The 25,898-nt window shown below is 72.7% G+C and carries 24 protein-coding genes and 1 tRNA gene; 15 read left to right on the forward strand and 10 right to left on the reverse strand.

Going from position 1 to position 25,898, the window contains the following annotated elements; all coding sequences use genetic code 11:
• The 4 genes from ACIGXE_RS10120 to ACIGXE_RS10135 all read right to left on the reverse strand — a co-directional run bounded on the left by ACIGXE_RS10120 (position 1) and on the right by ACIGXE_RS10135 (position 3,248).
• On the reverse strand, positions 1-1,212 hold the full coding sequence (locus ACIGXE_RS10120; protein WP_399745434.1) for a bifunctional MaoC family dehydratase N-terminal/OB-fold nucleic acid binding domain-containing protein: 1,212 nt from the start codon (positions 1,210-1,212) through the stop codon (positions 1-3).
• Entirely contained in the window at positions 1,209-2,423 is a 1,215-nt protein-coding gene (locus ACIGXE_RS10125) for an acyl-CoA dehydrogenase family protein (protein ID WP_399745436.1), read from the reverse strand. Before ACIGXE_RS10125 ends, ACIGXE_RS10120 begins: the two co-directional genes overlap by 4 nt.
• A 203-nt stretch (positions 2,424-2,626) precedes the next feature.
• Positions 2,627-2,932 (reverse strand): hypothetical protein, encoded by a 306-nt coding sequence (locus ACIGXE_RS10130; RefSeq protein WP_399745438.1) that lies wholly within the window; start codon positions 2,930-2,932, stop codon positions 2,627-2,629.
• 37 nt (positions 2,933-2,969) lie between these two features.
• Positions 2,970-3,248: a hypothetical protein gene (locus tag ACIGXE_RS10135; protein ID WP_399745440.1), complete on the reverse strand. Its 279-nt coding sequence runs from the start codon at positions 3,246-3,248 to the stop codon at positions 2,970-2,972.
• Between the two features lie 45 nt (positions 3,249-3,293).
• Here ACIGXE_RS10135 and ACIGXE_RS10140 point away from each other — a divergent pair, with 45 nt between their 5' ends.
• Positions 3,294-4,259, forward strand: coding sequence for a bifunctional DNA primase/polymerase (locus ACIGXE_RS10140; RefSeq protein ID WP_399745442.1), 966 nt, complete (start codon positions 3,294-3,296; stop codon positions 4,257-4,259).
• A gap of 213 nt (positions 4,260-4,472) precedes the next feature.
• On the opposite strand, the gene ACIGXE_RS10145 is transcribed toward ACIGXE_RS10140, so the two are convergent.
• From ACIGXE_RS10145 to ACIGXE_RS10155, 3 genes are all read right to left on the reverse strand, one after another.
• A tRNA-Ser gene (locus ACIGXE_RS10145) sits at positions 4,473-4,562 on the reverse strand.
• A 70-nt stretch (positions 4,563-4,632) separates the two neighbouring features.
• Complete coding sequence (locus tag ACIGXE_RS10150) at positions 4,633-5,445, reverse strand: hypothetical protein (RefSeq protein WP_399745444.1); 813 nt, start codon at positions 5,443-5,445, stop codon at positions 4,633-4,635.
• A 16-nt stretch (positions 5,446-5,461) separates the two neighbouring features.
• Positions 5,462-7,042, reverse strand: coding sequence for a S1C family serine protease (locus ACIGXE_RS10155; protein ID WP_399745446.1), 1,581 nt, complete (start codon positions 7,040-7,042; stop codon positions 5,462-5,464).
• Between the two features lie 149 nt (positions 7,043-7,191).
• Between ACIGXE_RS10155 and ACIGXE_RS10160 the strand changes: the two genes are divergently transcribed.
• From ACIGXE_RS10160 to ACIGXE_RS10170, 3 genes are all read left to right on the forward strand, one after another.
• A complete protein-coding gene (locus tag ACIGXE_RS10160) occupies positions 7,192-8,013 on the forward strand; it encodes a glycerophosphodiester phosphodiesterase (RefSeq protein ID WP_399745448.1) in 822 nt (273 codons plus the stop codon).
• Positions 8,014-8,086: 73 nt separating this feature from the next.
• Positions 8,087-8,692 carry an ATP-binding protein gene (locus ACIGXE_RS10165; protein ID WP_399745450.1) on the forward strand — a complete coding sequence of 202 codons (606 nt, stop codon included), beginning with the start codon at positions 8,087-8,089 and terminating at the stop codon, positions 8,690-8,692.
• Between the two features lie 144 nt (positions 8,693-8,836).
• Positions 8,837-9,823 carry a DUF5926 family protein gene (locus ACIGXE_RS10170; RefSeq protein WP_399745452.1) on the forward strand — a complete coding sequence of 329 codons (987 nt, stop codon included), beginning with the start codon at positions 8,837-8,839 and terminating at the stop codon, positions 9,821-9,823.
• A 207-nt stretch (positions 9,824-10,030) separates the two neighbouring features.
• On the opposite strand, the gene ACIGXE_RS10175 is transcribed toward ACIGXE_RS10170, so the two are convergent.
• Complete coding sequence (locus tag ACIGXE_RS10175) at positions 10,031-10,585, reverse strand: hypothetical protein (RefSeq protein WP_399745454.1); 555 nt, start codon at positions 10,583-10,585, stop codon at positions 10,031-10,033.
• A gap of 347 nt (positions 10,586-10,932) precedes the next feature.
• Entirely contained in the window at positions 10,933-11,856 is a 924-nt protein-coding gene (locus ACIGXE_RS10180) for a bifunctional DNA primase/polymerase (RefSeq protein WP_399745456.1), read from the reverse strand.
• A 372-nt stretch (positions 11,857-12,228) separates the two neighbouring features.
• Here ACIGXE_RS10180 and ACIGXE_RS10185 point away from each other — a divergent pair, with 372 nt between their 5' ends.
• Both ACIGXE_RS10185 and ACIGXE_RS10190 read left to right on the forward strand, forming a co-directional pair.
• Entirely contained in the window at positions 12,229-13,743 is a 1,515-nt protein-coding gene (locus tag ACIGXE_RS10185; RefSeq protein WP_399745458.1) for a PP2C family protein-serine/threonine phosphatase, read from the forward strand.
• A 132-nt stretch (positions 13,744-13,875) separates the two neighbouring features.
• Complete coding sequence (locus ACIGXE_RS10190) at positions 13,876-15,345, forward strand: aminopeptidase P family protein (RefSeq protein WP_399745460.1); 1,470 nt, start codon at positions 13,876-13,878, stop codon at positions 15,343-15,345.
• Between the two features lie 90 nt (positions 15,346-15,435).
• On the opposite strand, the gene ACIGXE_RS10195 is transcribed toward ACIGXE_RS10190, so the two are convergent.
• Entirely contained in the window at positions 15,436-15,876 is a 441-nt protein-coding gene (locus ACIGXE_RS10195) for an ATP-binding protein (RefSeq protein WP_399745462.1), read from the reverse strand.
• A gap of 218 nt (positions 15,877-16,094) precedes the next feature.
• Between ACIGXE_RS10195 and ACIGXE_RS10200 the strand changes: the two genes are divergently transcribed.
• From ACIGXE_RS10200 to ACIGXE_RS10240, 9 genes are all read left to right on the forward strand, one after another.
• A complete protein-coding gene (locus tag ACIGXE_RS10200; protein ID WP_399745464.1) occupies positions 16,095-16,895 on the forward strand; it encodes a hypothetical protein in 801 nt (266 codons plus the stop codon).
• Positions 16,896-17,038: 143 nt separating this feature from the next.
• Positions 17,039-17,797 carry a YcnI family protein gene (locus tag ACIGXE_RS10205; RefSeq protein WP_399745466.1) on the forward strand — a complete coding sequence of 253 codons (759 nt, stop codon included), beginning with the start codon at positions 17,039-17,041 and terminating at the stop codon, positions 17,795-17,797.
• Between the two features lie 60 nt (positions 17,798-17,857).
• Entirely contained in the window at positions 17,858-18,571 is a 714-nt protein-coding gene (locus ACIGXE_RS10210; RefSeq protein WP_399745468.1) for an SCO family protein, read from the forward strand.
• Positions 18,568-19,041, forward strand: coding sequence for a copper chaperone PCu(A)C (locus tag ACIGXE_RS10215; protein ID WP_399745470.1), 474 nt, complete (start codon positions 18,568-18,570; stop codon positions 19,039-19,041). The genes ACIGXE_RS10210 and ACIGXE_RS10215 overlap by 4 nt, the downstream gene beginning before the upstream one ends.
• A gap of 24 nt (positions 19,042-19,065) precedes the next feature.
• On the forward strand, positions 19,066-21,009 hold the full coding sequence (locus tag ACIGXE_RS10220; protein ID WP_399745472.1) for a copper resistance CopC/CopD family protein: 1,944 nt from the start codon (positions 19,066-19,068) through the stop codon (positions 21,007-21,009).
• Between the two features lie 6 nt (positions 21,010-21,015).
• The gene (gene efeB, locus ACIGXE_RS10225; protein WP_399745474.1) at positions 21,016-22,272 is read left to right on the forward strand and encodes an iron uptake transporter deferrochelatase/peroxidase subunit; all 1,257 of its coding nucleotides are present in this window, start codon (positions 21,016-21,018) and stop codon (positions 22,270-22,272) included.
• Positions 22,273-22,313: 41 nt separating this feature from the next.
• Positions 22,314-23,249, forward strand: a complete 936-nt coding sequence (pheA, locus tag ACIGXE_RS10230) for a prephenate dehydratase (RefSeq protein WP_399745476.1) — start codon at positions 22,314-22,316, stop codon at positions 23,247-23,249.
• 482 nt (positions 23,250-23,731) lie between these two features.
• Positions 23,732-25,021, forward strand: coding sequence for a serine--tRNA ligase (serS, locus tag ACIGXE_RS10235; RefSeq protein WP_399745479.1), 1,290 nt, complete (start codon positions 23,732-23,734; stop codon positions 25,019-25,021).
• Entirely contained in the window at positions 25,018-25,824 is an 807-nt protein-coding gene (locus ACIGXE_RS10240) for an HAD family hydrolase (protein ID WP_399745481.1), read from the forward strand. The genes serS and ACIGXE_RS10240 overlap by 4 nt, the downstream gene beginning before the upstream one ends.
• Positions 25,825-25,898: the final 74 nt, after the last annotated feature.

The raw sequence follows: 25,898 nt of genomic DNA on the forward strand, positions 1-25,898 counted from the left end.
TCAGCCCTCCCCTCCGGTGCCCGGCTCCGCGCGGAACACGGGCAGTTCGAGCTCGTCGTCCACCCGGAGGAACTCCAGCCTGACCGGCATCCCGATCCGCACCTTGTCGTACGGCACCCCGACGACGTTGCTGATCATCCGCACACCTTCGGCCAGTTCGACGAGTCCGACGGCGTAGGGGCCCGCCGCGCCGGGGCCCGCCGCGCCGCCGGCGTGGTCGGGCTGGGTGAAGGCGGGGAACGGCGGGTGGTGCATCACCACGTAGGAGTAGACCGTCCCCTCGCCGCTCGCCTCGACGGTGTCCCACTCGCGCGAGCCGCAGGCGTTGCACCCCGGCAGCCAGGGAAAGCGCAGGGTCGCGCAGCCGCCGCAGCGCTGGATCAGCAGCCGGTGCCCGGCCACGCCCTCCCAGAACCCGGCGTTGTCACGGTTGACCACGGGCCGGGGCCGCCGCGGCGCGGCGGTCTGCTGGGGCTTCTGCGTAGATTCCTTCCTGGACTCCTGCTTCGGCTCCTGCTTCGGCTCCTGCTTCGACTTCGGCCTCGGCTCCGGCTTCGGAGGTCTGGTCGCGGGGGCGTACTTCAGGACGCGGAAGCGGTGGGTGCCGGCGAGCTCCCCGGCCGCCCGGACGTCCATGCGGGTGGTGATGAAGTGGCCGGTGCCGAGCTTGGTGGTCTTGCGCGGCGAGACGGCCTCGATGACGTTGCTGAACGTGATCTCGTCCCCGGGGCGCAGGGGCCGCAGATACTCCTGCTCGCAGTCGGTGGCGACGATCGAGGTGAAACCGGCCTCGTCGAGCAGCGTGGACAGCTCCTCGTACGCCCCGGAACGGTCCGGGTGGCCGGACAGGCCGCCCATCGTCCATGCCTGGAGCATGGTCGGTGGCGCGACGGCATCCGGCCCTCGGTAGGCCGGGTGGCGGTCGCCCATCGCCTCGCACCAGTGCCGGATCATCGGCTCGTTGACCGGGTCCTTGCCGACGGCGGCGTTGGACGCGGACCTGCCCTCGTACGTCTTCAGCCGCTCGTACAGCGGGTCACTCAGCGGGTCAGTCGGCGGGTCGCCGACAGGACCGCTGTCCGGGGCGCCCACCGGACCGCTGACCGGGGCACCCACCGCGTCGCCCACCCGACCGCCGACCGGGTCGCTCGCCTGATCGTCCGCCCGACGGCGCGCCTGGTGGTTCCTTTGCTCGATCCGCTCGGGGCTCATCGACGCCCCCTCCCCTTCATGCCGAGCCGCATCATCGCGACGATCTCGCGCTGCACCTCGCTCACCCCTCCCCCGAAGGTGTTGATCTGGGCGGCCCGGTTCATCCGCTCGAGCTCGCCGCCGTCGAACGCTCCCGGCGACCCCGCTCGGACCAGTCCGGCCCCGCCCGCGATCTCCTGACACATTCGGTACACCTCGACCGCCGATTCGGTTCCCGCGAACTTCACTCCGCTCGCGTCACCGGGGCCCAGCCGACCGGCCCCCACGTCCCCCACCAAACGCCAGTTGAGCAGGCGCGTTGCCGCCAGCCGGGCATGTGCTTCGGCGGCTCGGATCCGGATCCACGGCTCGTCAATCCGCCGCTTCCCTGTCACCGGATCGGGCGTACGGGCATGCCGAAGCGCCGACGCGTAGAAGTCCTCGGCCTGCATCCCGATCGCGGCGAGCGCGACCCGCTCGTGGTTGAGCTGGTTGGTGATCAGGCCCCAGCCCCCGTTCTCCGGCCCGACGAGGTTGCCGGCGGGCACGCGGACGGAGTCGTAGTAGGTGGCCGTGGTCATGAGGCCGCCGACGGTCTCGATGGGCGTCCAGGAGAAGCCGGGCGCGTCGGTGGGGACGAGGATGATCGAGATGCCGCGGTGGCGGGGCGTCCCGGGATCCGGGTCGGTGCGGCAGGCGAGCCAGATCCAGTCGGCGTTGTGGGCGTTGGAGGTGAAGATCTTCTGGCCGTCGACGAGCCAGTCGGCGCCGTCGCCGGTCCCGGCCGCCGGGGCGCCGGCTCCCCGCTCCCCGTCCCGTACGGCCCTCGTGCGGAGGGAGGCGAGGTCGGTGCCCGCCTCGGGCTCGCTGTAGCCGATCGCGAAGACGGTCTCGCCGCGGAGGATGCGGGGCAGGAAGTAGGCCTTCTGCTCGTCGGTGCCGTACTTCATCAGGGTCGGGCCGACGGTGTTGAGGGTGACCATCGAGACGGGGGCGCCGGCGCGACAGGCCTCGTCGAAGAAGACGAACTGCTCGTCGGGGCCGCGGCCCTGCCCGCCGTACTCCTCGGGCCAGCCCAGCCCCAGCATGCCGTCGCCGCCGATCCGCCGCAGCAGGGCGCGCTGGCCGGCGGTGTCGGCGGGGGGCGGGGGCCCTTCGGGCATCAGGTCGCGGAAGTACGCGCGGAGCTCGGCGCGCAGCCGCAGCTGCCGTTCGGTCGGGGCGAGGTGCACGGCGACGCCTCTCGTCGATACAGGACTGCCAGGACTGCCATGTAAGGTTTCTGACTGTCCGTCAGATCGGCGTGGGCTGTCAAGGTCACGGAGCGAGCGGGTGCGCACCGGGGACAGAACGACGGGACGGCCCGTGCGCCGGTACCGAAGTACCGCCGCACGGGCCGTCGTTCACCCCGAGATCTCTCCCCCCGTCGGGCCGGTCACCACCACGGATAGAAGTTGACCACCGCGTTGTCCTGGTCGATGTGCGTGAAGGCGGAGCCGTTCACGCTCGCGGTGTTGTTCTGGTTGGAGGCGCCGGAACCGGTCGCCACCTGCTGCGTGGTGGTCGCGTTGCCGTGGTTGTTGCCGCCGACACCGCTGCCGATGATCGTGGCGACGCTCGCATTCGATCCGTCGTTCGCGAACCCACCGTTGTCGGCCTGGGCCACTCCCGCGAAGAGCGCGGCGGCGAGCGGGAGGGCGGCGGCTGCGGCGAGAACGCGGGCGGTACGGATGCTTGCCATGTGTGTTCCTCCGGGAACTGAAGCATGAAGCTCTGAACTACTCGATGCACCAAGGCAGTTGGCCGGCCGCCTCGGTCGTTGTGCTCGACGTCGCGAGTCCAGAGTTGCCCACCGAATCCCCGGCGAACCACCTCGGAGCGGATGATTCCCCCTCAAGCGTGAGGACAAGTCGATAAACCACCTCGACCTCGACGAAGCCGCAGCTCAGGCGTGTCGCGGCCGCCTGTACGGCATCGGGCCGGACGGTGTGGGAGGGGAAGCGTTTCGGCAGTTTTTCGGCCAATCCGCCCCTCCGCTTTTCCTCTTCCAAGTCCACGGCCGCCCCCTTCCCAAGCTCGAACTTGTGTACGAAAATAAACGCATGGCCGCTTCTGCCCGGCAGACCGCCGCCCTCGCCCTGGCGCACGCCCTGACCGCAGCGGAGCGCGGGCTTCCCGTCATCCCGCTGTCCCGCACCAAGCTCCCCGCCCTCCGCTCACCCCACCGGGGCGAGCACCGGCCGGTGCCGTGCCGCGGCGAGTGCGGCCGGCCCGGTCACGGCGTCTACGACGCCACCACGGACCCGACCGCCGTACGGGCCCTCTTCGCGGCGGCGCCGTGGGCCACGGGGTACGGGATCGCGTGCGGACGCCCGCCGCACCGCCTGATCGGCGTGGACCTGGACGTGCGGGAGGGCGACGGGGAGCAGGCCGGGACGGACGGGGTGGCCGCGCTGGCGGCGCTCGCCCGCGGCCACGGCTTCACGGTCCCGCCGACGGTCACGGTGCTCACGCCGGGCGGCGGCCGGCACCTGTGGCTGACCGGCCCGCCCGACACCGTGATCCCCAACTCGGCGAGCCGGCTGGCCCCCGGCGTCGACATCCGGGGCGCGGGCGGCTACCTGGTCGGCCCCGGCTCGGTCACGCCGCGCGGCACGTACCGCCTGGCACCGGACACGGCCGAGCTGCCCCCGGCCCCCTGCCCGCCCGCCCTCCTGTCCCTCCTGACCCCACCGACCCCCCACGACCCGGCCAACGCCGCGGAACCGGCCAACGCAGCGGACCCGGCGCCCCCGGCACCCCTGCGGAACCACCGCCCGCCCGCCGGCGCCGCGGGCGGCGGCGGCAGCGGTCAGGGCCTGATCCGCTTCGTGGCCGCCTCCCCCCGCGGCCAGCGCAACACCCGCCTCTTCTGGGCCGCCTGCCGCGCCTACGAGAACGGCCCCGACGGCCCGCTCCTCGCGGCCCTCACCACCGCGGCCCTCGGCACGGGCCTCGAGGAGGCGGAGATCGACGCGACGCTCGCGTCGGCGGCGGCGATCACGGCACGGACGACCGCGACGAGCTGACGGAGCCGGGAGGGTCACAAGGGCCAGAGGGTCGCAAGGTCCAGAGGGTCGCAAGGTCCAGAGGGCCGAAGGGCCGACCAGACGGCCCAGGGGCCCGAAGGCTCCACGAACGGCCGGAGGCTAACAGCGACCACTGACGGCGCCACGGCGTCGAGGGGCGGCGCGATCGACGACGGCCCCCGACCGGTCATGCCGGTCGGGGGCCGTCTCGTCTGGCGGTGGGTGTGGGATTTGAACCCACGGAGACATCGCTGCCTCGACGGTTTTCAAGACCGTTCCCTTAGGCCGCTCGGGCAACCCACCCTCGCTCCGGACCGTTTGGGGATCCGAGCGGATACAGCCTACCGGTTGGGCGGTCAGCGGTGGTTCGTGATCAGGAGTGGTGCGTGCTCAGGGACGTCTCGTACGCGGCGGCCTTGTCGCCGATGGCGTTCCGGAGCGGGGAAAGCCGGTCGACGAGCTGCTGGAAGTCGGCGGTGCGGCCGTCGGACCACTGGCCCAGGCCGACGACCATCGCGCGGCCGACGCCGGAGAAGACCTGGACCATGCCGCTGGTGGGCGGGAGGGTGGCGAGGCCGGAGCCGGGCGGCGGGGCCTGGGCGGCGACCTGGTAGTCGTCGTAGGCCAAGGAGAGGGTCGTGACCAGGTGGACCGTGTCGAGGGGGTCCTTCATCGTGAAGACCGCGATGTTGTACTGGTTGTTCGCCGCGTCCTTGTAGAGCGCCACCTGCTCGCCGACGCAGCCCTTGCCCTCGTCGATGAGCGCCGCGAGGCGGGGGCCGGTGGTGTCGGGTTCCTTGCAGGAGGCGAGGACCGCCGAGCCGACCCTCGTGTACGCGCCGCCCTTGCCGTCCGGGACGCGGGCCGGGAAGACCTCGGCGAGCGGGACCATCGGGGCGGTCCCGGCCGCTGCGGCCGCCGGAGCCCGGGTCGGGGCGGGGGTCGGGGCGGACGCCCCGGCCGTGGTCGTGGGGGAGGTTGCGGGGGCCGTGGCCGTCGCCGGTCGGTCGGCCGAGGCGGACGGCATCGACTCGTCCTCCGGCATCGCGCCGGTGAACTTCAGGGCGAGGAACGTCGCGCCGGCGGCCAGCACCGCCAGCGCCGCGTTACGCGGCCAGACCCGCTTCCCTTCCGGGAGCGGGCCTGCCTCGTCGTCGTGATCAGGGGTGATGTCGTTCCTCGCCATGGCGAGGAACTCTAGGTCAGCTGTCGCCGGTGCGTGCGCCGAGGGTGACCGTCGCCGTGGCGGTCCTGCCGTCGCGCTCGTAGGTGATCTTGACCGTGTCGCCGGGCTTGTGGGTCCAGATCTCGCTGATGAGGGTCGGACCGCTGTCGATCTGCCGGTCGTCGAAGCCGGTGATCACGTCGCCGGGCTTCAGGCCGGCCTTGGCCGCGGGCCCGTTCGGGGTGACGGACGGGGTGCCGCCGGAGCCCTGCTCCGCGATGGTCGCGCCCTCGCCCTTGTCCTGCATGTTCACCGTCGCACCGATGACGGGGTAGACCGGCTTGCCCGTCTTGATCAGCTGCTCGGCGACGTTCTTCGCCTGGTTCACGGGGATGGCGAAGCCGAGGCCGATCGAGCCGGCCTGCGTCTGGCCGAAGCCGTTGCCCGTCGACTGGATCGCCGAGTTGATGCCGATCACGGCGCCGCTCGCGTCGAGCAGCGGACCGCCCGAGTTGCCCGGGTTGATCGACGCGTCCGTCTGCAGCGCGCTCATGTACGAGTTCTTGCCGCCGCCACCGTCGCCCGACGCCACCGGGCGGTTCTTGGCGCTGATGATGCCCGTCGTGACCGTGTTCGACAGGCCGAACGGCGCCCCGATGGCGATCGTCGAGTCACCCACGGCCACCTTGTTCGAGTCGCCCAGCGGCAGCGGGGCCAGGTTCGACGGGGCGTTCTTCAGCTTCAGTACGGCCACGTCGTAGCCCTCGGCACGGCCGACGACCTCCGCGTCGTACGTCTTGCCGTCGGAGAACGTCGCGGAGAGCGTGCCGCCGTCCGCGGCCGAGGCCACCACGTGGTTGTTCGTGACGATGTGGCCTTCCTTGTCGTAGACGAAGCCCGTGCCCGTACCGCCCTCGCCGTCCACACCGCCCGACTTCGCCTGGATCGTCACGACGCTCGGCAGCGCCTTCGCCGCCACCGCCGCCACCGTTCCGGGGTCGCGCTTGAACGAGGCCGGGGCGTCGCCCGAGGAGACGGTCGTCGAGCTCGTCGCGTCCTGGTCGTTCTGCGACGCGGCCCAGTAGCCGATGCCGCCACCGACCCCGCCGGCGATCAGCGCCGCGGCGAGCACCGCCGCGACCAGGCCGCCCGTGCGCCTGCGCGGGGCCTCGGGGGCCGGCGGCGCCGCCGGGGCGCCCCAGGCCGGGACGGCGGGCGGGGCGGGAGGCCAGCCGCCGGTGGAGCCGGGGGCGTGAGCGTGAGCGGCAGGGGCACCGGGGTCGTGGGCGGCGGACGCGGCGGGGCCCGGAGCGGGGGCGCCGACCGGAGCGGCGGGGGGAGCGGCCGGGGCCTGGACCGGCGGCATCGGTGCCGTCGGCGGCTCCGCCGGCCGGTCCGCCGGGTGCGGCGTCGAGACCGGCATCGGCGTCGTCTCCGCGTCCGCCGGCGCCTCCTGGGCCGCCGGCTCCGGGGTCGGCTCCGGGGTCGGCTGCTGGGCCGCCGGCGCCTGCTCGGCCTTCCGCTCGGTCGTGGCGGGCGGCGTGGGGGGAGTCGCGGGAGGGGTGGACGGGGCGCTCCGGTCCGCCGGAACCTCCGCGCCCTCGTTCTCGGTGCTCACAGCTCTCTCCTCAGTTCCCTGTCCACATGACTGCACGGTCGCTGCGCACAAGCTTTTCCCACAGTGCGTCAGGCCACTGTAAGCCGGAGCTGTGCGTCCGCACCCCATTCTTTATATAGGGGCATAACGGACACCCGTACCATGACGCGGTGACCCACGCACCGCAGCAACCGGACCCCCTCCCGATCCAGGTGGTCGCCCACCGCGGAGCCTCCGAGGACGCCCCCGAACACACCCTCGCCGCCTATGTGAAGGCCATCGAGGACGGGGCCGACGCCCTGGAGTGCGACGTCCGGCTCACCGCCGACGGCCACCTCGTCTGTGTCCACGACCGCCGCGTCAACCGGACCTCCAACGGGCGCGGCGCCGTCTCCGCCCTGGAGCTCGCCGATCTCGCCGCCCTCGACTTCGGCACCTGGAAGGGGCGCGAGGAGGCCGGCGAGGTGCCCGACTGGGGCGACCCCGGAGCCACCTCCGTCCTCACCCTGGAGCGCCTGCTGGAGCTCGTCGCCGACACCGGGCGGCGGATCGAGCTGGCCATCGAGACCAAGCACCCCACCCGCTGGGCCGGGCAGGTGGAGGAGAAGCTGCTCCAGCTCCTCGGCCGTTTCGGGCTCGCCGCGCCCGACGCGCCCGAGGACTCCCCCGTACGCGTCATGAGCTTCTCGGCCCGCTCGCTGCACCGCATCGCCGTCGCGGCGCCGACCCTGCCGACCGTCTCCCTCTCCCAGTTCGTCAGCCCCCGGCTGCGCGACGGCCGGCTCCCGGCCGGCGCGCGGATCGCGGGTCCGTCGATCCGGATCGTGCGCCACCACCCCGCCGTGATCCTTCGGCTCCAGAAGAACGGCCACAAGGTCCACGTGTGGACCGTGGACGAGGCCGAGGACGTCGAGCTGTGCGAGCGGCTCGGCGTGGACGCGATCATCACGAACCGGCCGAAGCAGGTCCTGTCCCAGTTGGGCCGCCTTTAGACCCGTCTGCCCCACCCACCCCAGGGGCGGGGGGTGTGCACCGGCGCGTTCGGGACGTACGCGATCGTCACGAGTGCGTCACCGGAGTCGTACTGGCCGGTTTCCGGTCCAGGCCATTGGGGCATTCACCTCGTGGCGTGGGGCAAAGGAGGTCTCGGGGGTGGCGTTGGTGGTGGCACAGGAGGTGCCCACGTCGTCGAGCATGGCCGTACCCCATGGCCCTGCGGGCGTGGGTGAGGCGCGACACCGGATGCGGGAGCAGCTCAGGCGCAGCGGGATGGCCGAATCGGTCGTCGACGACGCGGTGCTGATCCTCTCGGAACTGCTGAGCAACGCCTGTCGGCACGGCAGGCCGCTGGGGCGCGACATGGCGGTCGGCGACGGCGACGTACGGGCGGCCTGGAGCATCGACAAGGCCGGCGGTCTGACGGTCGAGGTGACGGACGGCGGCGGTCCGACCCGACCTGTTCCGGCCACACCGTCGGTGACCGCGCACGGCGGTCGCGGGCTGAACATCATCAGCGCGCTCGCCCAGGACTGGGGCGTACGGGACAGCGCGACGGGCGAGGTCACGGTGTGGGTGGTCGTCACCGAAGGCCATCGCCGCGAGGACTTCGCGGCACGGGTGGGCGGCGGTTCCGGCCTCGACTTCCTGGACGCGTACGACGACCTGGAGTGAGGGACCGCCCGGCCCGAAGGAACGCCTGTTCGTTCGCGGGTCCGCGGGTCCACCCCCGCGGGTCCCGCATCCCGGCACGGGGATGCGGCTACGGCTAGGCTCGCGCCCGAGACAGCACCGCCGCGATCGGGAGAAAGCCACACCATGGCCAAGAAGCGCCCCCAGACGAAGCCCGGCAAGGCCGGCAAGGCCGAGCAGGCACAGGTCACGAGCGGGGAGATCCCGGTCGTCGGTGCGCGCGAGCCGTGCCCCTGCGGTTCGGGCCGCCGTTACAAGGCGTGTCACGGACGGGCCGCCGCGCACGCCGTCACCGAGCACGTCCAGCGCCCCTTCGAGGGCCTGCCGGGCGAGTGCGACTGGGTCGCGCTGCGCGAACTCGTGCCCGCCGCGACCGTGCCGCTCACCCTCAAGGGTGGGCTGCCCGAGGGCGTGCCGTCCGTGACGCTCGCGACCGTGCTGCCGATGGCCTGGCCGGCGCTGCGCCGCGACGACGGCTCCGTCCTGCTCGCGCTGCAGAACGACTCGTCCTCCGGCGACCTGGCCCGCGACCTCGCCGACACCCTGGAGCGCGCCCTGGTGGCCGAGCCCGGCACGCCGGTCGCCCCGCGTCGCGTACCGGCGGAGGGGCCGCGACTTCAGGACCTGCTCGACGCGGACAGCGATTTCACGCCGGTCGTGCACACCGGTTTCGAATTCTGGATTCCGGAGTCCTCGGACAATTCCAACCCCGAGGTCGCCGCCTCCCTGGAGCGCGCCAACGCCGCCGCGATCCCCACCGTCAAGCTGACGAGCGTCGACTCCTCCTACTGGTGCGAGACCCCGGACAAGAACCACCTGCGCTGGGTCATGCCCCACCCGGAGGAGAAGCTGCTCGACGCGCTCGCCCGGCTGCAGGCCGCCGGCACCTCCTCGCTGGGCCCCGACACCCGCCTGGTGGGCTCGTTCCGGGCCCACGGCCTGATGGTTCCGGTGTGGGACCTGCCGACCTCGATGACGGCGGAGGACTGCGAGAAGCCGGCCGCCGAGTTCGCCGAGCGGCTCGCCGCGGCCCTCGCCGCCGACACCCCGCTCACCGTCGAGGAGCGCCGGGCGCGCGGCGGCCTCACCAACCGTCAGGTGACGCTCAGCTGATACCCCGGGCGGTATCGGTGACTGACAGACCGACCGGTCGGTGATGTCCGCCACAACCCCTCGGCCAGGGGGCGAAATCCCTGTCCGAATAACCGAGATCGAATTTGCGAACGGCAGATCTCTTGTTACCGTTCTGGAAGCCCGGTCGCTGGTGCATCCCCCGTCGCCAGCGATCGGGCGTTCTCATGCCCGGAGCCGGGAGAAGCTTCAACTACCTTCCGCCTCCGCGGTGTTGCTTCCCGAACGCAGCAGCAGCGGGGTGCTGTCACCTTCACCCGCTCCGGCGAATTCCGTGACCGCCGAATACCGCTCGGCCGCGCCCCCGCTCCGCTCCTTCGGCGTTTCGCACATCTCCGGTTCGTCCCGCGCCTCGACCGCGCACCGCACCTGCACGGTGCGCCCGGCGGGGGCCATCAGGGTGAGCACCGCGTCGAGCGCCTGCCCCGTCGCGTTGCGGTAGTACGTACGCGCCCACACGTCGGCGCCCTCGGTCACCACGCAGGTCTGCGCCTCCACGCCGTCGGGCGAGGCGAGTTCGGGGCCGCAGTGCGTGGCGGAGCCGGCGGAGGAGTCACGGGAGGCGTCCAGGCCCGGCTCGGCGAGCAGCCCGTCCGGCCTTCCCGCGGACTTCCCGTCCGGCCGTCCGTCGGACGTCCCGTCCGGCGTCCCCTCGGCCGCCCCGTCCGGCGTCCCCGCCGGCCTCCCGCCCGGTTCTCCGTCGGACGTCCCGTACGCGGCCGGTCCGGCGGCCCGCGCCTTCACCGCGCTCCCGGCACCTCCCGAGCCGGCGGCACCCCGGGATCCGCCCGATTCCCCGGATCCCCCTGAGCCGCCGCTTCCGCCGGAGCCACCAGATCCGGCCGGATTCCACGTCGGGCCCGCCGAGGCCGCGATCGGTACCAGTACGGCGATCACCACGGCGGCCCCGAGCCCCAGACCGCGGAGCTTCGCCGGACTCATGCGCCCCATACGTCGGCCCACCTGCTTCTCCGGAACGGATCCTCCGGCGAAGATATCCGCGGCCGCCGGGCTCCCGGCCGGCCGCGCGCCCGTTTCCCCTGGATGTCGGGGCGTTCCGCACCCGTTCGGGTGAGGCCGGGCGGAAGGGCTCAGTGCGCGAACCGGCTGCCGCCGCCCGGCATGCTCGTGCTCGCCTCGACCAGCGCGTCCACGACCGCCTCCACGTCCGGCAGCCACGGGCGGGCCGAACCCTCCAGCGGCGCCCGCTCCCAGCGGACCTGCCCGGCCCCCGTGGTCGAGGGCGGCAGCGGCAGATAGCCGCCCTCGCCGTGGAAGCGCAGCGACCCGGGCACGCTGTCCTTCGCGTGGAGCAGCTCGCCGAGCCGTTCGAGTCCGTACGGGGCGACGAGGATGGCCCAGCGGGTCGGCGTGGCCACCACCGGGCCCAGCCGCATTCCCTGGGCGTCGAGCGCGGCGAGCGCCCGGGCGCCGGCGAGTGCCGGAAGGCTGACCGCGCAGGGCGCGCGGCCGCCGGTGGCCAGCAGGACGGGGGCCTCGGGACGGCTGCTCCACCACCAGCGGATCATGCGGGCGTCGGTGGTGGCGGCGAGCAGGCCGGGGTCGAAGGGGTGGGCGCCGGGTACGACGCACTCGGGGTCGGGGCAGGCGCAGCTCGCACCGCCGGACGCGCGCGCCCTCTCCGTACCCGCACCTCGCGCGCCGTCCACACGTGAGCCGTCCGGGCGCGGGCCGTCCCCACGTGGGCCGTCGCCTCGTGGGCCGGCGCCGGGCACGCCGTCCGCCCACGTGCCCTCGCTCCAGAACCGCATCGCCCGTTCGCCGAGCGCCCGCCAGCCGCCCGGCGGGCCCGTCCGGCGCGTCGCGGGCGACGTCGGCGCCGCCCGCAGGCCCACGCCGGGCAGGACGGGCCAGTCCCAGGCGGTCGCGCACAGGAGTGCCGCGTCGAGCTGGTTCATGCCGGTTCGCGCGCCGGGGTCGAACCCCTCCGTGCCCGCCTCGCGCTTCCCGCGCCGGAACCGGAGCCTGCGTCGCCTTCCGAGGATCTCGCGCATGAGCGCTCGTTCCTTTCCGTTGAACGCCGAATCCACATCACACTGCGTGCAGATCTTCACTGTGCGTATCACTGTGCATCTCAGCGCGTACGAGCTGCGCGGGCGCTCCGGAAGGAGACATTTCCCCGCCACTCGGGGTAAGGGTGCGTCCTGCGGCGATGCGGACGCCCGGGTTCCGCGTCCGTACTCAGGGGCGCGTCCAACTGCCCCTGCCCGTCACCGATTACGTACCCGTCACGCTCAAAATGACGCGCTTTCAAACGACGCCAGTCGACCGCAAATGGTGCACACCGAGGGCAATTTTCGGCCAACTTCCCCTAGGCTTCAACCCTCTCGCCGCATCTCGCGGACACCAGAAGTCCCATGGTGACAATGCTGGACATCGATCTACATGTACGTGTAGATGTGGATCGATGGATAGCGGCGCAGAATGACTTGGGGGTTTGCGATGCTATTGCAGGAAACGCGCAGGTCGGAAAGCCGAGTGCCATGACTACACCGCGCGCGCCGAAAGTGGCCGGAATCGATTCCACCGTTCCTTCTCCCCCGCACACTGCGGCACCCATCGGCGCGCCGCTCCCCTCGATGTCCTCCGCCGGCGAACACCTCCAGGACCGCCTCGCCGGCTGGGTCTCCGACCTCACCCTCCTGCACGAGCTCACCGAGTCCCTGATCAGGACCGGTTCCCTCGACGACGCGCTCCACGAGGTGCTGCGCGCCGGCGCCGCCCTCGTGGGCGCCCGGCGCGGCATGGCCGTCCTCGAACCCGCCGACGGCCTCGGCCCGACCGGCACCTTCGGTCTCGGCCTCGCCCACGCCGAGCTCGGCACCATCGAGACCGTGCCGCGCAGCGTCACCTCGTACGGGCGAATCCTCGACGGACTCGACCCGCTGCCCGAGGGCACCCTGCCCCGGCCCGTCGCCCACCCCGACCTGCGCTCCGAGGACGACCTCGACCCGCGGCACCGCGAGGTCGCCGCCCGCCTCGGCTACGCCGCCAGCTACGCCCTGCCGCTCGCCACCGAGGAGGCCGGGAAGCTCGGCGCCGTCGTGTGGCTCTACGACGAGCCCGCCGAGCCCGCCGAACGCCAGCGTCACCTCGTCGGCCTCTACGGCCGCTTCGCCACCGAGCACCTCGCCCGCCTCCTGGAGGTCGAGCGCGCCCGCCACCGGGTCGCCACCGTCGCCGAGGAACTGCTGCCCAGCCGGCTCCCGCGCGTCCCCGGCGTCCAGCTCGCCGCCCGGCACCGCACCGGCCCCCGAGGCGGCGGCGACTGGTACGACGCGCTGCCGCTGCCCGAGGGCGCCCTCGGCCTCGCCGTCGGCTCGGTCTCCGGGAGCGGGCCGAGCGCCCTGGCGGCCATGGGCCGGCTGCGCGCCTCGCTGCGCGCGTACGCCGTGATGGAGGGCGAGGACCCGGTCGCCGTCCTCTCCGACCTGGAGCTGCTGCTCCGCCTCACCGAGCCCGCGCGCTCCGCGACCGCGCTGTTCGCCTACTGCGAGCCGGCCGTCCGCCGGATCGTGCTCGCGGGCGCCGGACACACCCCGCCGCTGGTCGTCGGCGAGCACCGCACCGAGTACGTGGAGACCTCGCTCTCCGCCCCGCTCGGCATGCTGGCCTGCTGGGAGGCGCCCAGCGTCGAGCTGGCGCCCGCCCCCGGAGAAACGGTGCTGCTGTACACGGACGGGCTGCTGCGCCGCACCGGCGATCCGATGGACCGGGCCTTCGCACGGCTGCACGCCGCCGCGGCGAGCGTGCCGAAGGCCGACCGGGCCGACCCGGACGCGGTCGCCGACCACGTCCTGCGGACCGTCCTGCCCGACGGGCTCGACGACCCCGCCGCCGAGGGCGAGGACGTGGTCCTGCTGGCCGCCCGCTTCGAGTGAGCCGGGCCGCGTGAGAAGGGCCACCCTCCCACCCGGGTGACCCGGCGGTAATGGGTCTTCCGCCTCTGGGACCCTTCCGCACGACCGTACGATGGTGAAGGTTCAGTGTCGTACCCACAAGGAGGCAGGCCCGTGGCCGAGGAGCTCACCGCGGAGTACCCGGAGACCCCGGAGGAGTCCGAAGAGCAGGCGATCAAGCAGCGCAAGAACGGCCTGTACCAGGGCGTCTCCGACGAGCTCGCCGAGAACATGAAGTCCGGCTGGGCCGACACCGAGCTGCACGGCCTGGCGCCGATCGCGCAGGCCGCCCACACGGCCGCCCGCCGCGCCGCGCTGTCCGCCCGCTTCCCGGGCGAGCGCCTGGTGATCCCGGCCGGCAACCTCAAGACCCGGTCCAACGACACCGAGTACGCCTTCCGCGCCTCCACCGAGTACGCGTACCTGACCGGCGACCAGACCCACGACGGCGTGCTCGTCCTGGAGCCCGTCAAGGACGGCCACCGGGCGACGATCTACCTGCTGCCCCGCTCGAACCGCGAGAACGGCGAGTTCTGGCTGGACGGCATGGGCGAGCTGTGGGTCGGCCGCCGCCACTCCCTCGCCGAGGCGGAGCAGCTGCTCGGCATCCCGGCGAAGGACGTGCGCGAGCTGCCCGAGAAGCTGAGGGAGGCCACCGGCCCGGTCCGCGCCGTGCGCGGCCACGACGCCGGCATCGAGGCCGCCCTCACCGACAAGGTCACCGCCGAGCGCGACGAGGAGCTGCGCGTCTACCTGTCCGAGGCCCGCCTCGTGAAGGACGCGTTCGAGGTCGCCGAGCTGCAGAAGGCCTGCGACTCCACCGCCCGCGGCTTCGAGGACGTCGTCAAGGTCCTCGACAAGGCCGAGGCGACCAGCGAGCGCTACATCGAGGGCACCTTCTTCCTGCGCGCCCGCGTCGAGGGCAACGACGTCGGTTACGGCACCATCGCCGCCGCCGGCCCGCACGCCTGCACCCTGCACTGGGTCCGCAACGACGGCCCGGTCCGCTCCGGCGACCTGCTGCTGCTCGACGCCGGCGTGGAGACCACCGAGCTCTACACCGCCGACGTCACCCGCACCCTGCCGATCAACGGCCGCTTCACGGACGTCCAGCGCAAGATCTACGACGCCGTGTACGAGGCGCAGGAGGCCGGCATCGCCGCGGTGAAGCCCGGCGCCGCCTACCGCGACTTCCACGACGCCGCCCAGCGCGTGCTCGCCGAGAAGCTCGTCGAGTGGGGCCTCGTCGAGGGCCCGGTCGAGCGCGTCCTGGAGCTGGGCCTGCAGCGCCGCTGGACCCTGCACGGCACCGGCCACATGCTCGGCATGGACGTCCACGACTGCGCCGCCGCGCGCACCGAGACGTACGTGGACACCATCCTGGAGCCGGGCATGTGCCTGACCGTCGAGCCGGGTCTCTACTTCCAGGCCGACGACCTGACCGTGCCGGAGGAGTACCGGGGCATCGGCGTCCGGATCGAGGACGACATCCTCGTCACCGAGTCCGGCAACCGGAACCTGTCGGAGGCGCTGCCGCGCCGCTCCGACGAGGTCGAGGCGTGGATGGCCGGCCTGAAGGGCTGACATCCGCGTGACCGCGTGAGGAGCCCCCCGCCGACACCCCGGCGGGGGGCTTCGTCCGTCCCGGGCCCCGGCCAGGGCCGCCCCGCGCGCCTACGTCAGGGCCAGCGGCGCGTCCGCGCGCCACTTGATGATCTTGTCGAAGCTGACGAGCGCGCCGCCCCGGCCCGTCCGACCGAAGTGGACGTGGTCCGCGAGCTCCTCGATCAGCCGCAGGCCCCGGCCGCTCTCCGCGTCCGCGGCGGCGGGCCGCGGCGCGCGCCCCGAGAAGCCCGGCCCCGAGTCGGCCACTTCGATGCGACAGGTCTCGCCGTCGAGATAGGCGGTGACCCGGTACGCCTCCGAGGCCTCCCCGCGGACCGGGGAACCGCCGTGCTCGACGGCGTTCGCGCAGGCCTCCGTCAGGGCCACCGACAGCTCGTACGAGACGTCGGGATCGACCCCCGCCGTCTCCATCGTGCCGAGGAGCAGCCGCCTGGCGAGCGGCACGCTCGCGGCCTCGCGCCGCAGATGGAGGGACCACCAGATGCTCATGCTCCAGCCTCCTGGCTGCGGCTCGACATGCTGCGGCACGACATACCGATACGTATTGCCGGGCGAGGTGGTCCATAAGCCCCCGAGGGCGGCACATGCCCTCGTTCGGCGGATGCGCGGATCACGGACGCGGTGTATGTCGCCCCGAAGTCGCCCAAGGGTGACCTTCCGGACCTGCCGCATGGGAGGACGGGGCCTGGTGCGATGATGGGCCCGCCATGTCTGCCCCCGCGCTCGCGCCACGCATGCTGAGGGCCGCGGTCTTCACCGCGGTCTGTGTCGTGCTGTCCGCGCTGGGGCACGCGCTGGCCGCCTGCGAGGGCATCGCCCTGTGGTCCGCCGTCGCCGGATTCCTCGGCGTCTTCGGGATCACGGTGCTCTTCTCCGGGCGGGAGCGTTCGCTCCCCGTCATCGTCGGCGCGCTGGCGGCCGGACAGGTCGGCCTGCACGCCCTGTTCGGGCTCGGGCAGCGCCCGCCGGCCCTCGGCGCGCGGACCGACGAGACCCTGCTCCGGCTCGCCGCCAAGCTGGTCTGCGGCCGCGGCACCGCCACGATGAGCCCCGCCGACGCGGCCGGGATCATCCGCGACGCCGGGCTCGCCCCCGCGTCGACCACGGTCGGGGCGCACCACCACATGGCCGGCATGACGGACGCGGCGAACGCCACGGCCCGCAGCGCCGAACTCGTGCCCAGCCTCCCGATGCTGCTCGGCCACCTGCTGGCCGCGCTCGCCACCGGCTGGCTGCTGCGCCGCGGCGACCTCGCCCTCGGGCGGCTCGTCGCGCTGTCCGCGCAGGGCGCCGTCGAGCTCGCCGAGTGCGCGCTCGTCCGGGCGCTGCGCGCCGCCCTCTCCCTCGTACGGGCCCTGCTCGCCGGTCTGCCGGGCGCTCCGGTCACCGGGCCGCGGCCCCCTGCCCGTACGGCCTCCGACTCCTCACCGCCCCCGGCGGCCGAGGCACTTCAGCACACGGTGATCAGGCGCGGCCCGCCCGCGGCCGCCTGCGTCCTCGCAGCCTGACGCGGACCGCTCCGCACCATCCGGTGAGCGGGTCCGCGGCCTTCCCGCGCGCCCCGGATCCCTCCGGGGACCGTGCGGTCCGCGCCACACCCTGTCCTGCGGATGTCTTCCGCGCCTCGTTCTCGAGCTGGAGTGTTTCTGCCATGAGCGTTTCCCGTACGTTCCTCTCCCGCACCGCCCTCGCCGGTGCCGTCGCCGCCTCCTCCGTCCTGCTGCTGTCCGGCACCGCCTTCGCGCATGTCGGCGTGCAGCCGCAGGGCGAGGCCGCCAAGGGCGGCTACGCCACCGTCAACGTGAAGGTGCCGAACGAGCGCGACAACGCCTCCACGGTCAAGGTCGAGATCAACTTCCCGACCGACCACCCGCTGGCCTCCGTCATGCCGCAGCCGGTCCCCGGCTGGAAGGTCGAGGTCACCAAGGCGAAGCTCGCCAAGCCGCTGGAGCTGCACGGCAAGAAGATCAACGAGGCCGTCGCCAAGGTCACCTGGAGCGCGGACGGTTCGAAGATCGGACCCGGCCAGTTCCAGCAGTTCCCGCTCTCCCTCGGCCGGCTGCCCGAGGACACCGACCAGCTCGTCCTCAAGGCGATCCAGACCTACGACAACAACGAGGTCGTGCGCTGGATCGAGGAGCCCAAGGAGGGCGCCGCCGAGCCCGAGAACCCCGCGCCGGTCCTCAAGCTGTCCGCCGCCACCGGCGACCACCACGGCGGCGCGGCCGCACCCGCCGCCGACGACAAGGCCGCCGGCAAGGGCGGGCACGACGACAAGGGCGGCGAGCACGAGGAGGCCGCCGCGTCCGCCACCGACAGCGCGGCCCGGGTGCTCGGCGTCGTCGGCATCCTCGTCGGTCTCGCCGGCGTCGCCTTCGGTGTCCTCGCCGGACGCCGCCGCTCGGCCTGACGGCCCCCCCCTCGCCCTCATCGGCACGACACCCGCACCGGCAAGACCGAAAGACACACCATGTCCGACAGCACGACAGGCGGCGGCCGCCCCGGCCGCCGCGCCCCACTGATCATCGCCGCCGCGGCGATCGTCGCGGCGATCGGCATCACGGCCACCGTCGGTCTCGGCGGCGGTGACGACTCGGCGTCCGGCGGCACCAACGCCCCGGTCGCCGACTTCTCCGGCGGCACCGACAGCACCAAGGCCGGCACCGTCCTGGACCGGCCGTTCACCAAGCCCGCCCTCGTCCTCACCGACACCAAGGGCCAGAAGTACGACCTGCGCGAGAAGACCAAGGGCAAGCCGACGCTGATCTACTTCGGCTACACCCACTGCCCGGACGTCTGCCCCCTGACGATGAGCAACATCGCCATCGCGCGCAAGCAGCTCCCCAAGGCGGACCAGGACAAGCTCCAGGTCGTCTTCGTCACCACCGACCCCGAGCGCGACACGGCCGCCGAGCTCGGCAAGTGGCTGCCGGCCGCCGGCGACCCCTCGTTCGTCGGTCTCACCGGCGACTTCTCGGCGATCCAGGCCGGTGCCCGGTCGATCGGCATCGGCATCGACCCGCCGAAGAAGGAGAAGGACGGCACCGTCGTGTCCATGCACGGCGCCCAGGTGATCGCCTTCTCGCCGACGACCGACCAGGGCTACGTCCTCTACGGCGAGGACACCACGTCCGACGCCTACGCCAAGGACCTGCCCAAGCTCATCAAGGGGGAGAACCCGTGACCCGCCGCACCACCGCCCTGTCCGCCACCGTGGCGCTCGCCGCCGCCCTCGCGCTGACGGGGTGTTCGTCCGACGGCTCGTCCGACTCCGCGAAGTCGGGCAAGCCCGAACTCACGGTGAGCGGCGCCTTCATGCCGCAGCCCGTGATGGACATGGCCGGCGGCTTCCTCACCATCACCAACAGCGGTGACACCGCCGACAGGCTCACCTCCGTCACCAGCGGCATCTCCGACGACGTCACGATGCACGAGACGAAGAACCAGAAGATGCAGCAGGTGACGTCCTTCGACATCCCGGCGAACGGCGACCTCAAGCTCGAACGCGGTGGCAAGCACCTCATGTTCATGGAGCTGAAGAGCACGCCGAAGCAGGGCGAGAAGGTCGCCATCGAGCTGCACTTCGAGAAGTCCGGCCCCCTCAAGGTCGACCTTCCCGTCGAGGCGCCCAACCACAACCCCAAGCAGCACTGAGCTCTTTGAGGGAGTGACACACCCATGACGTCCACCGCCCCGCGCCTCGGGCCGGCCCTCACCCGGCTGCTGCTCGTCGTCGCCGCGCTCCTCGGCACGCTGCTCGCCACCGCGGGCCCCGCGTCCGCGCACGCGGCGCTGACCGGCAGCGACCCGCAGGACGGGGCGGTGGTCGCCACCGCCCCCAAGCAGGTCAACCTCACCTTCTCCGAGCAGGTCGCCATGAGCGGCGACTCCATCCGGGTCCTCGACCCGTCGGGGAAGCGGGTCGACACCGGGGAGATCCGCGACCTGTGCAGCGGCTCCGTCGTCCGCTACGGGGTCGCGCTGCTGCCCGGACTGCCCGACGGCACCTACACGGTGGCCTGGCAGACCGTCTCCGCCGACAGCCACCCGGTCTCCGGAGCCTTCACCTTCTCCGTCGGCGCGCCCTCCACGACCTCCGTCGCCCTGCCCGACACGGCGGTCGGCGGCGGGCTCGTCGGCGCGCTGTACGGGATCGCGCGCTACCTCTCGTACGCGGGTTTCGTCGTCCTCGTCGGCGGCGGCGCCTTCGTCCTGGTCTGCTGGCCGCGCGGGGCGGCCGTGCGCCCGGTGCAGCGGCTCGTGGTCCAGGGCTGGCTGACGCTGACCGCCGCCACCCTGGCGCTGCTGCTGCTCCGCCACGCGTACACGCGGACCGGGAAGCTCGCCGACGTCCTCGACCTGGGCGGGCTCCAGGCCGTGCTGCAGACGAAGACCGGGGCCGCGCTCTCCTCCCGGCTGCTGCTGCTCGGTGCGGCGGCGCTCTTCGTGGCCGTCCTCTTCGGCGCGTACGCCCGGCGGACGGACGAGAAGGAGCACAAGGACCTGACCTTCGGGCTCGCCCTCGGCGGCACCGTCGTCGCCGCCGGCATCGCCGGCACCTGGGCGCTCGCCGAACACGCCTCGACCGGGCTCCAGCCGGGCGTGGCCATGCCGGTCGACATCCTGCACCTGCTGGCCGTGGCCGTATGGCTCGGCGGGCTCACGGCCCTGCTCGTCGCGCTCCACCGGGCCCCGTCGGTCGAGCGGGCGGCGGTCGACCGCTACTCGACGGTGGCCTTCGGCTCGGTCGTCGTCCTGGCGGCCACCGGCCTCTACCAGTCCTGGCGCCAGGTCGGCACCTGGTCGGCCCTCACCGACACCCGGTACGGGCAGCTGCTGCTCGTCAAGATCGGCCTGGTCGCCGTGCTGGTCGGGATCGGCTGGGTGTCGCGACGCTGGGTACGGCGGCTGGCGGAGCCGGCGGGGGTGGGGACGACGTCCGGGGAAGAGGCATCGCCCGGGGATGAGACGACGTCCGAGGAAGAGACGACCTTCGAGGAAGAGCCGACCTCCGCGGTGTCGGAGGCCTCTGACCAGGTCGACGCCGGGCGGGCCGAGCAGCTCGCACGGCAGCGGGCCGCCGTCGCCACCGCGCTGCGGAAGAAGGAGCGGGACGCCGACCCCGAGCGGGCCGGGCTGCGCCGTTCGGTGCTGACCGAGGCCGCCGTCGCGGTCGTACTGCTCGCCGTGACGACCGTCCTGACCTCCACCGAGCCCGCCCGCACGGAGGAGGAGGCCGGCAAGGGCCGCACCGCCGCCGGCGCGGCCGCCGTCCCCGACCGTCCGATCGACGTCCGCATCCCCTTCGACACGGGCGGCGTGGACGGCAAGGGCACCGTGCAGCTCACCCTCGACCCCGGCCGCACCGGCGCCAACGCGCTGCACCTCTATGTGCTGCGGCCCAACGGGCGCCCGCTGGACGTCCCGGAGGTGAAGGTCGCCTTCACGCTCAAGGAGAAGGAGATCGGCCCGCTGCCCGTGCTGCCCGACCGCATCCAGACCGGACACTGGAGCGCGACCGGCGTCCAGCTGCCGATGCCGGGCGAATGGCTGATGCAGGTGACGGTCCGCACCTCCGACATCGACCAGACCACCATCGAGAAGAACGTGAAGATCGGCTGAGACCCCGTGAGCAACGACAACCTTGACATCTCCCGGCGGCGGCTCCTCGGCACCGTCGGGGCGGCGGGCGCGACCGGTCTCGTGATCGGCGCGGCCGGCGGCGTGGGGATCTCGGCCGCCGGGGACACCTCCGGCTCGGACTCGGGCGGCTCCCCGGCCCTCACGACGGTCGGTTCGACCGAGGTGATGTTTCACGGGAAACATCAAGCGGGGATCACCACTCCGCTTCAGTCCCGGGGGCACCTGGTCGCCTTCGACCTCGTCCCCGGGGCCGGCCGCAAGGAGGCCGCCGCACTGCTGCGCCGCTGGTCGGCCACGGCGAAGGAGCTGATGGCGGGCCGTCCCACGACCGCCGACACGGGGATCGCGCTCGACGCCGGGCCCTCGTCCCTGACCGTGACCTTCGGCTTCGGCCGTACCTTCTTCGACCGCACCGGGCTCGCCGCCCGCCGCCCCACCCAGCTGGACCCGCTGCCCGCCTTCTCCTCCGACGTCCTCGACCCCAAGCGCTCGGAGGGCGACCTGTGGGTGCAGATCGGCGCGGACGACGCGCTCGTCGCCTTCCACGCGCTGCGCGCGCTCCAGAAGGACGCGGGCGACGCGGCCCGGGTGCGCTGGCAGATGAACGGCTTCAACCGGTCCGCCGGGGCCACCGCCCGTCCGATGACGGCCCGGAACCTCATGGGCCAGGTCGACGGCACCGGGAACCCGAAGCCGACGGAACCCGACTTCGACCGGCGGATCTTCGTCCCGCAGGGCGCGTCCGGCGCCCAGGACTGGATGGCGGGCGGCTCGTACGCGGTCGTCCGCCGGATCCGGATGCTGCTCGACGACTGGGAGAAGCTCTCCCTGGACAAGCAGGAGAAGGTGATCGGGCGGCGGAAGGCGGACGGCGCACCGCTGACCGGCGGGACCGAGACCACCGAGCTGGACCTGAACAAGATCGGCCCGGACGGCAAGGCCGTCATCCCCGACAACGCCCATTCCCGGATCTCCGCCCCCGAACAGAACGGCGGAGCGGCCATGCTGCGCCGGCCGTTCTCCTTCCACGACGGGATCGCGAGCGACGGGACCCCGGACGCGGGACTGCTCTTCGTCTGCTGGCAGGCGGATCCGCTGCGCGGCTTCGTCCCGGTGCAGCGCAAGCTCGACCGGGGCGACGCGCTGTCCCCGTTCATCCGGCACGAGGCGAGCGGTCTGTTCGCGGTGCCCGGCGGCGCGGCGGAGGGCGAGTACGTGGGACAGCGCCTGCTGGAGTCCTGAACGAGGGGCGTCCTGGGGCGCGAGGCCGTTAGGGTGACCGTATGTCCGCCACCCGTTATACGTATCTCGGTCCCGAAGGCACCTTCACGGAGGCCGCGCTGCGTACGCTGCCCGAGGCCGCGACACGGGAGCTCGTGCCGATGGTCTCGGTCCCGGCGGCGCTCGACGCCGTACGGAACGGCGAGGCGGCGGCGGCGCTCGTGCCGATCGAGAACTCGGTCGAGGGCGGGGTGACCGCGACCCTCGACGAGCTGGCCTCGGGCGAGCCGCTGATGATCTACCGCGAGGTGCTGCTGCCGATCGCCTTCGCGCTGCTCGTACGGCCCGGGACCAAGCTGTCGGAGATCAAGACGGTCACCGGCCATCCGGTCGCCCAGCCGCAGGTCCGGAACTGGATGCGGGCCCACCTGCCCGAGGCGGTGTGGGAGTCGGCCGCGTCCAACGCGGACGGCGCGCGGCTGGTCCAGGAGGGCCGGTTCGACGCGGCCTTCGCGGGTGAGTTCGCGGCGGCGACGTACGGTCTCGAGGCCCTGGTCACGGAGATCCACGACGCCGAGAACGCGGAGACGCGTTTCGTGCTCGTGGGCCGGCCGGCCCGCCCGGCGGCGCCGACGGGCGCGGACAAGACCTCGGTCGTGCTGTGGCTGGGCGACGACCACCCGGGCGCGCTGCTGGAACTTCTCCAGGAATTCGCCGTGCGCGGTGTGAACCTGATGCTGATCCAGTCGCGGCCCACGGGCGCGGGCATCGGCAATTACTGCTTCGCCGTCGACGCGGAGGGGCACATCGCGGACCGGCGGGTCGGCGAGGCGCTGATGGGCCTGAAGCGGATCTGCCCGAACGTGCGCTTCCTCGGCTCGTACCCGAGGGCGGGCGCCTCGCGCGAGGACGTACGGCCGCTGCGCCGCGGAACCTCGGACGCGGAGTTCACCGAGGCCTCCGACTGGCTGGCGCGGGTTCAGGACGGCCGGGCCTGACCCGAGGGCCCCGTTCTCCGGCCTGACCCGAGGGCCCGTCTCCGGGCCTGACCAAGTGCCCCGTCTGCGGGGGTGCCTCACCTCTGGGTGCGGTGGTTCGTCCACAGGTCCGAACCACCGGTCCTACCTGCATACTTTTCGGTTACCCACAGAAGTTATCCACAGGCGCGCTTCTCGACCTGGGGACAAGTCGACAAGGCCGTCGGAAGCGGTCGACAAATCCTCGTCACCCCCATTCCGACGTGCCACTCTTTGGAGCGAGCAATTCCCACCCGAAGGAGTGGGAAAATGGCGACGAAGATCGCCGATCTTCACCATCCACAGATCTTTCGCACAGCCTGTGGATAACTCACCCTCGCTGTGTATTGCTGTGGAGAATCCCGGGACCGGGAAATCACGGGAAAATAAAGCAATTCGGGCAAAGCGACACGCATTGCCATATCGAGTAGGGCCGCTCGCAGTGGCACCGGTAGCCTGGTGGGGTGATTGACCTTCGCCTGCTCCGTGAGGACCCCGACCGTGTTCGCGCCTCCCAGCGCGCCCGTGGAGAGGACGTCGCCCTCGTCGACGCCCTGCTCTCCGCCGATGAGCGGCGCAGGTCGTCCGGCGTCCGCTTCGACGAACTCCGCTCCGAGCAGAAGGCGCTCGGCAAGCTGATCCCCAAGGCCTCCCCCGAGGAGCGCGCCACGCTCCTCCAGAAGGCCGAACAGCTCAAGACCGACGTCAAGGCCGCCGAGGCCGAGCAGAACGAGGCCGACGAGACGGCCCGCGCGCTGCTGCTCCAGCTCGGCAACCTCGTCCACCCGGACGTGCCGGTCGGCGGCGAGGAGGACTTCGTCGTCCTCGAGACGCACGGCACCATCCGCGACTTCGCCGCCGAGGGCTTCGAGCCCAAGGACCACCTGGAGCTCGGCGAGGCGCTGGGCGCCATCGACGTCGAGCGCGGCGCCAAGGTCTCCGGCTCGCGCTTCTACTACCTGACCGGCGTCGGCGCGCTCCTGGAGCTCGCCCTGGTCAACGCGGCGATCGCGCAGGCCACCGAGGCCGGCTTCATCCCGATGCTCACCCCCGCGCTGGTCCGCCCGCGCGCCATGGAGGGCACCGGCTTCCTCGGCCAGGCCGCCGAGAACGTGTACCACCTGGAGAAGGACGACTACTACCTGGTCGGCACCTCCGAGGTTCCGCTCGCCGCGTACCACATGGACGAGATCATCGAGGCCGACAAGCTGCCGCTGCGCTACGCCGGTTTCTCGCCGTGCTTCCGCCGCGAGGCCGGCACGTACGGCAAGGACACCCGCGGCATCTTCCGCGTCCACCAGTTCGACAAGGTCGAGATGTTCTCGTACGTCGCTCCGGAGGACGCCGAGGCCGAGCACAAGCGCCTCCTGGAATGGGAGAAGCAGTGGCTCACCTCCCTGGAGCTGCCGTTCCAGGTGATCGACGTCGCCACCGGCGACCTGGGCGCCTCCGCCTCGCGCAAGTTCGACTGCGAGGCCTGGATCCCGACCCAGGGCAAGTACCGCGAGCTGACCTCCGCCTCCAACTGCGACGGCTTCCAGGCCCGCCGCCTCTCCGTGCGCATGCGCGACGAGAAGGAGGGCAAGAAGACCGTCCAGCCGCTGGCCACCCTGAACGGCACGCTGTGCGCCGTCCCGCGCACCATCGTGGCGATCCTGGAGAACCACCAGCTGGCCGACGGCTCGGTGCGGGTGCCCGAGGTGCTGCGCCCCTACCTCGGCGGTCGTGAGGTCCTGGAGCCGATCTCCAAGTGAGCCCGTTCCCCTACCGCCTGGTCGCGACGGACCTCGACGGCACGCTGCTGCGCGCCGACGAGTCCGTCTCCACCCGCACGCGGGACGCCCTCGCCGCCGCAACGGCGGCGGGGGCCGCGCACATCGTCGTGACCGGGCGGGCGGTGCCGTGGACCCGGCACATCCTCGACGACCTCGGCTACGAGGGGCTGGCCGTCTGCGGCCAGGGCGCGCAGGTCTACCACGCCGGCGAGCACCGGCTGCTGACCTCCCTGACCCTCGACCGGCAGCTCGCCGGGCTCGCCCTCTCCAAGATCGAGGCGGAGGTCGGGCCGCTCGCCGTGGCCGCCAGCCGCGACGGCCTGGAGGGCGAGGTCCTGGTCGGCCCCGGCTACCGGACCCAGGAGGGGCCGCTGCCGTACGTGCCGTTCGAGGACCCGGCGGAGGTGTGGTCGGCGCCGCTGACGAAGCTCTACATCCAGCACCCGACGCTGTCCGACGACGAGCTCACCCGCGTCTCGCGCGAGACGGTCGGCGGGCTCGTGGACGTCGTCATGGCCGGCCCCGGGATCGTCGAGGTCCTGCCGCTGGGCCTCAGCAAGGCGACCGGCCTCTCGCTGGCCGCCCGCCGGCTCGGCGTGAAGGCCGCGGAGACGATCGCCTTCGGCGACATGCCCAACGACATCCCGATGTTCGGCTGGGCGGCCCACGGCGTGGCCATGGCCAACGCCCACGGGGAGCTGAAGGCGGTGGCCGACGAGGTCACCGCGTCGAACGAGGAGGACGGCATCGCCGTCGTCCTGGAGCGCCTGCTCCAGGCCTGACCTCTGCTCCGAGGAAGCGGGGCGGCCCGCGCGGTTCGCCTCCGCGCGCTCGAAGCGGCCGCCCCGCTCTCGTA

Source organism: Streptomyces sp. NPDC053431, assembly GCF_044544925.1.
Lineage (GTDB): Bacteria > Actinomycetota > Actinomycetes > Streptomycetales > Streptomycetaceae > Streptomyces.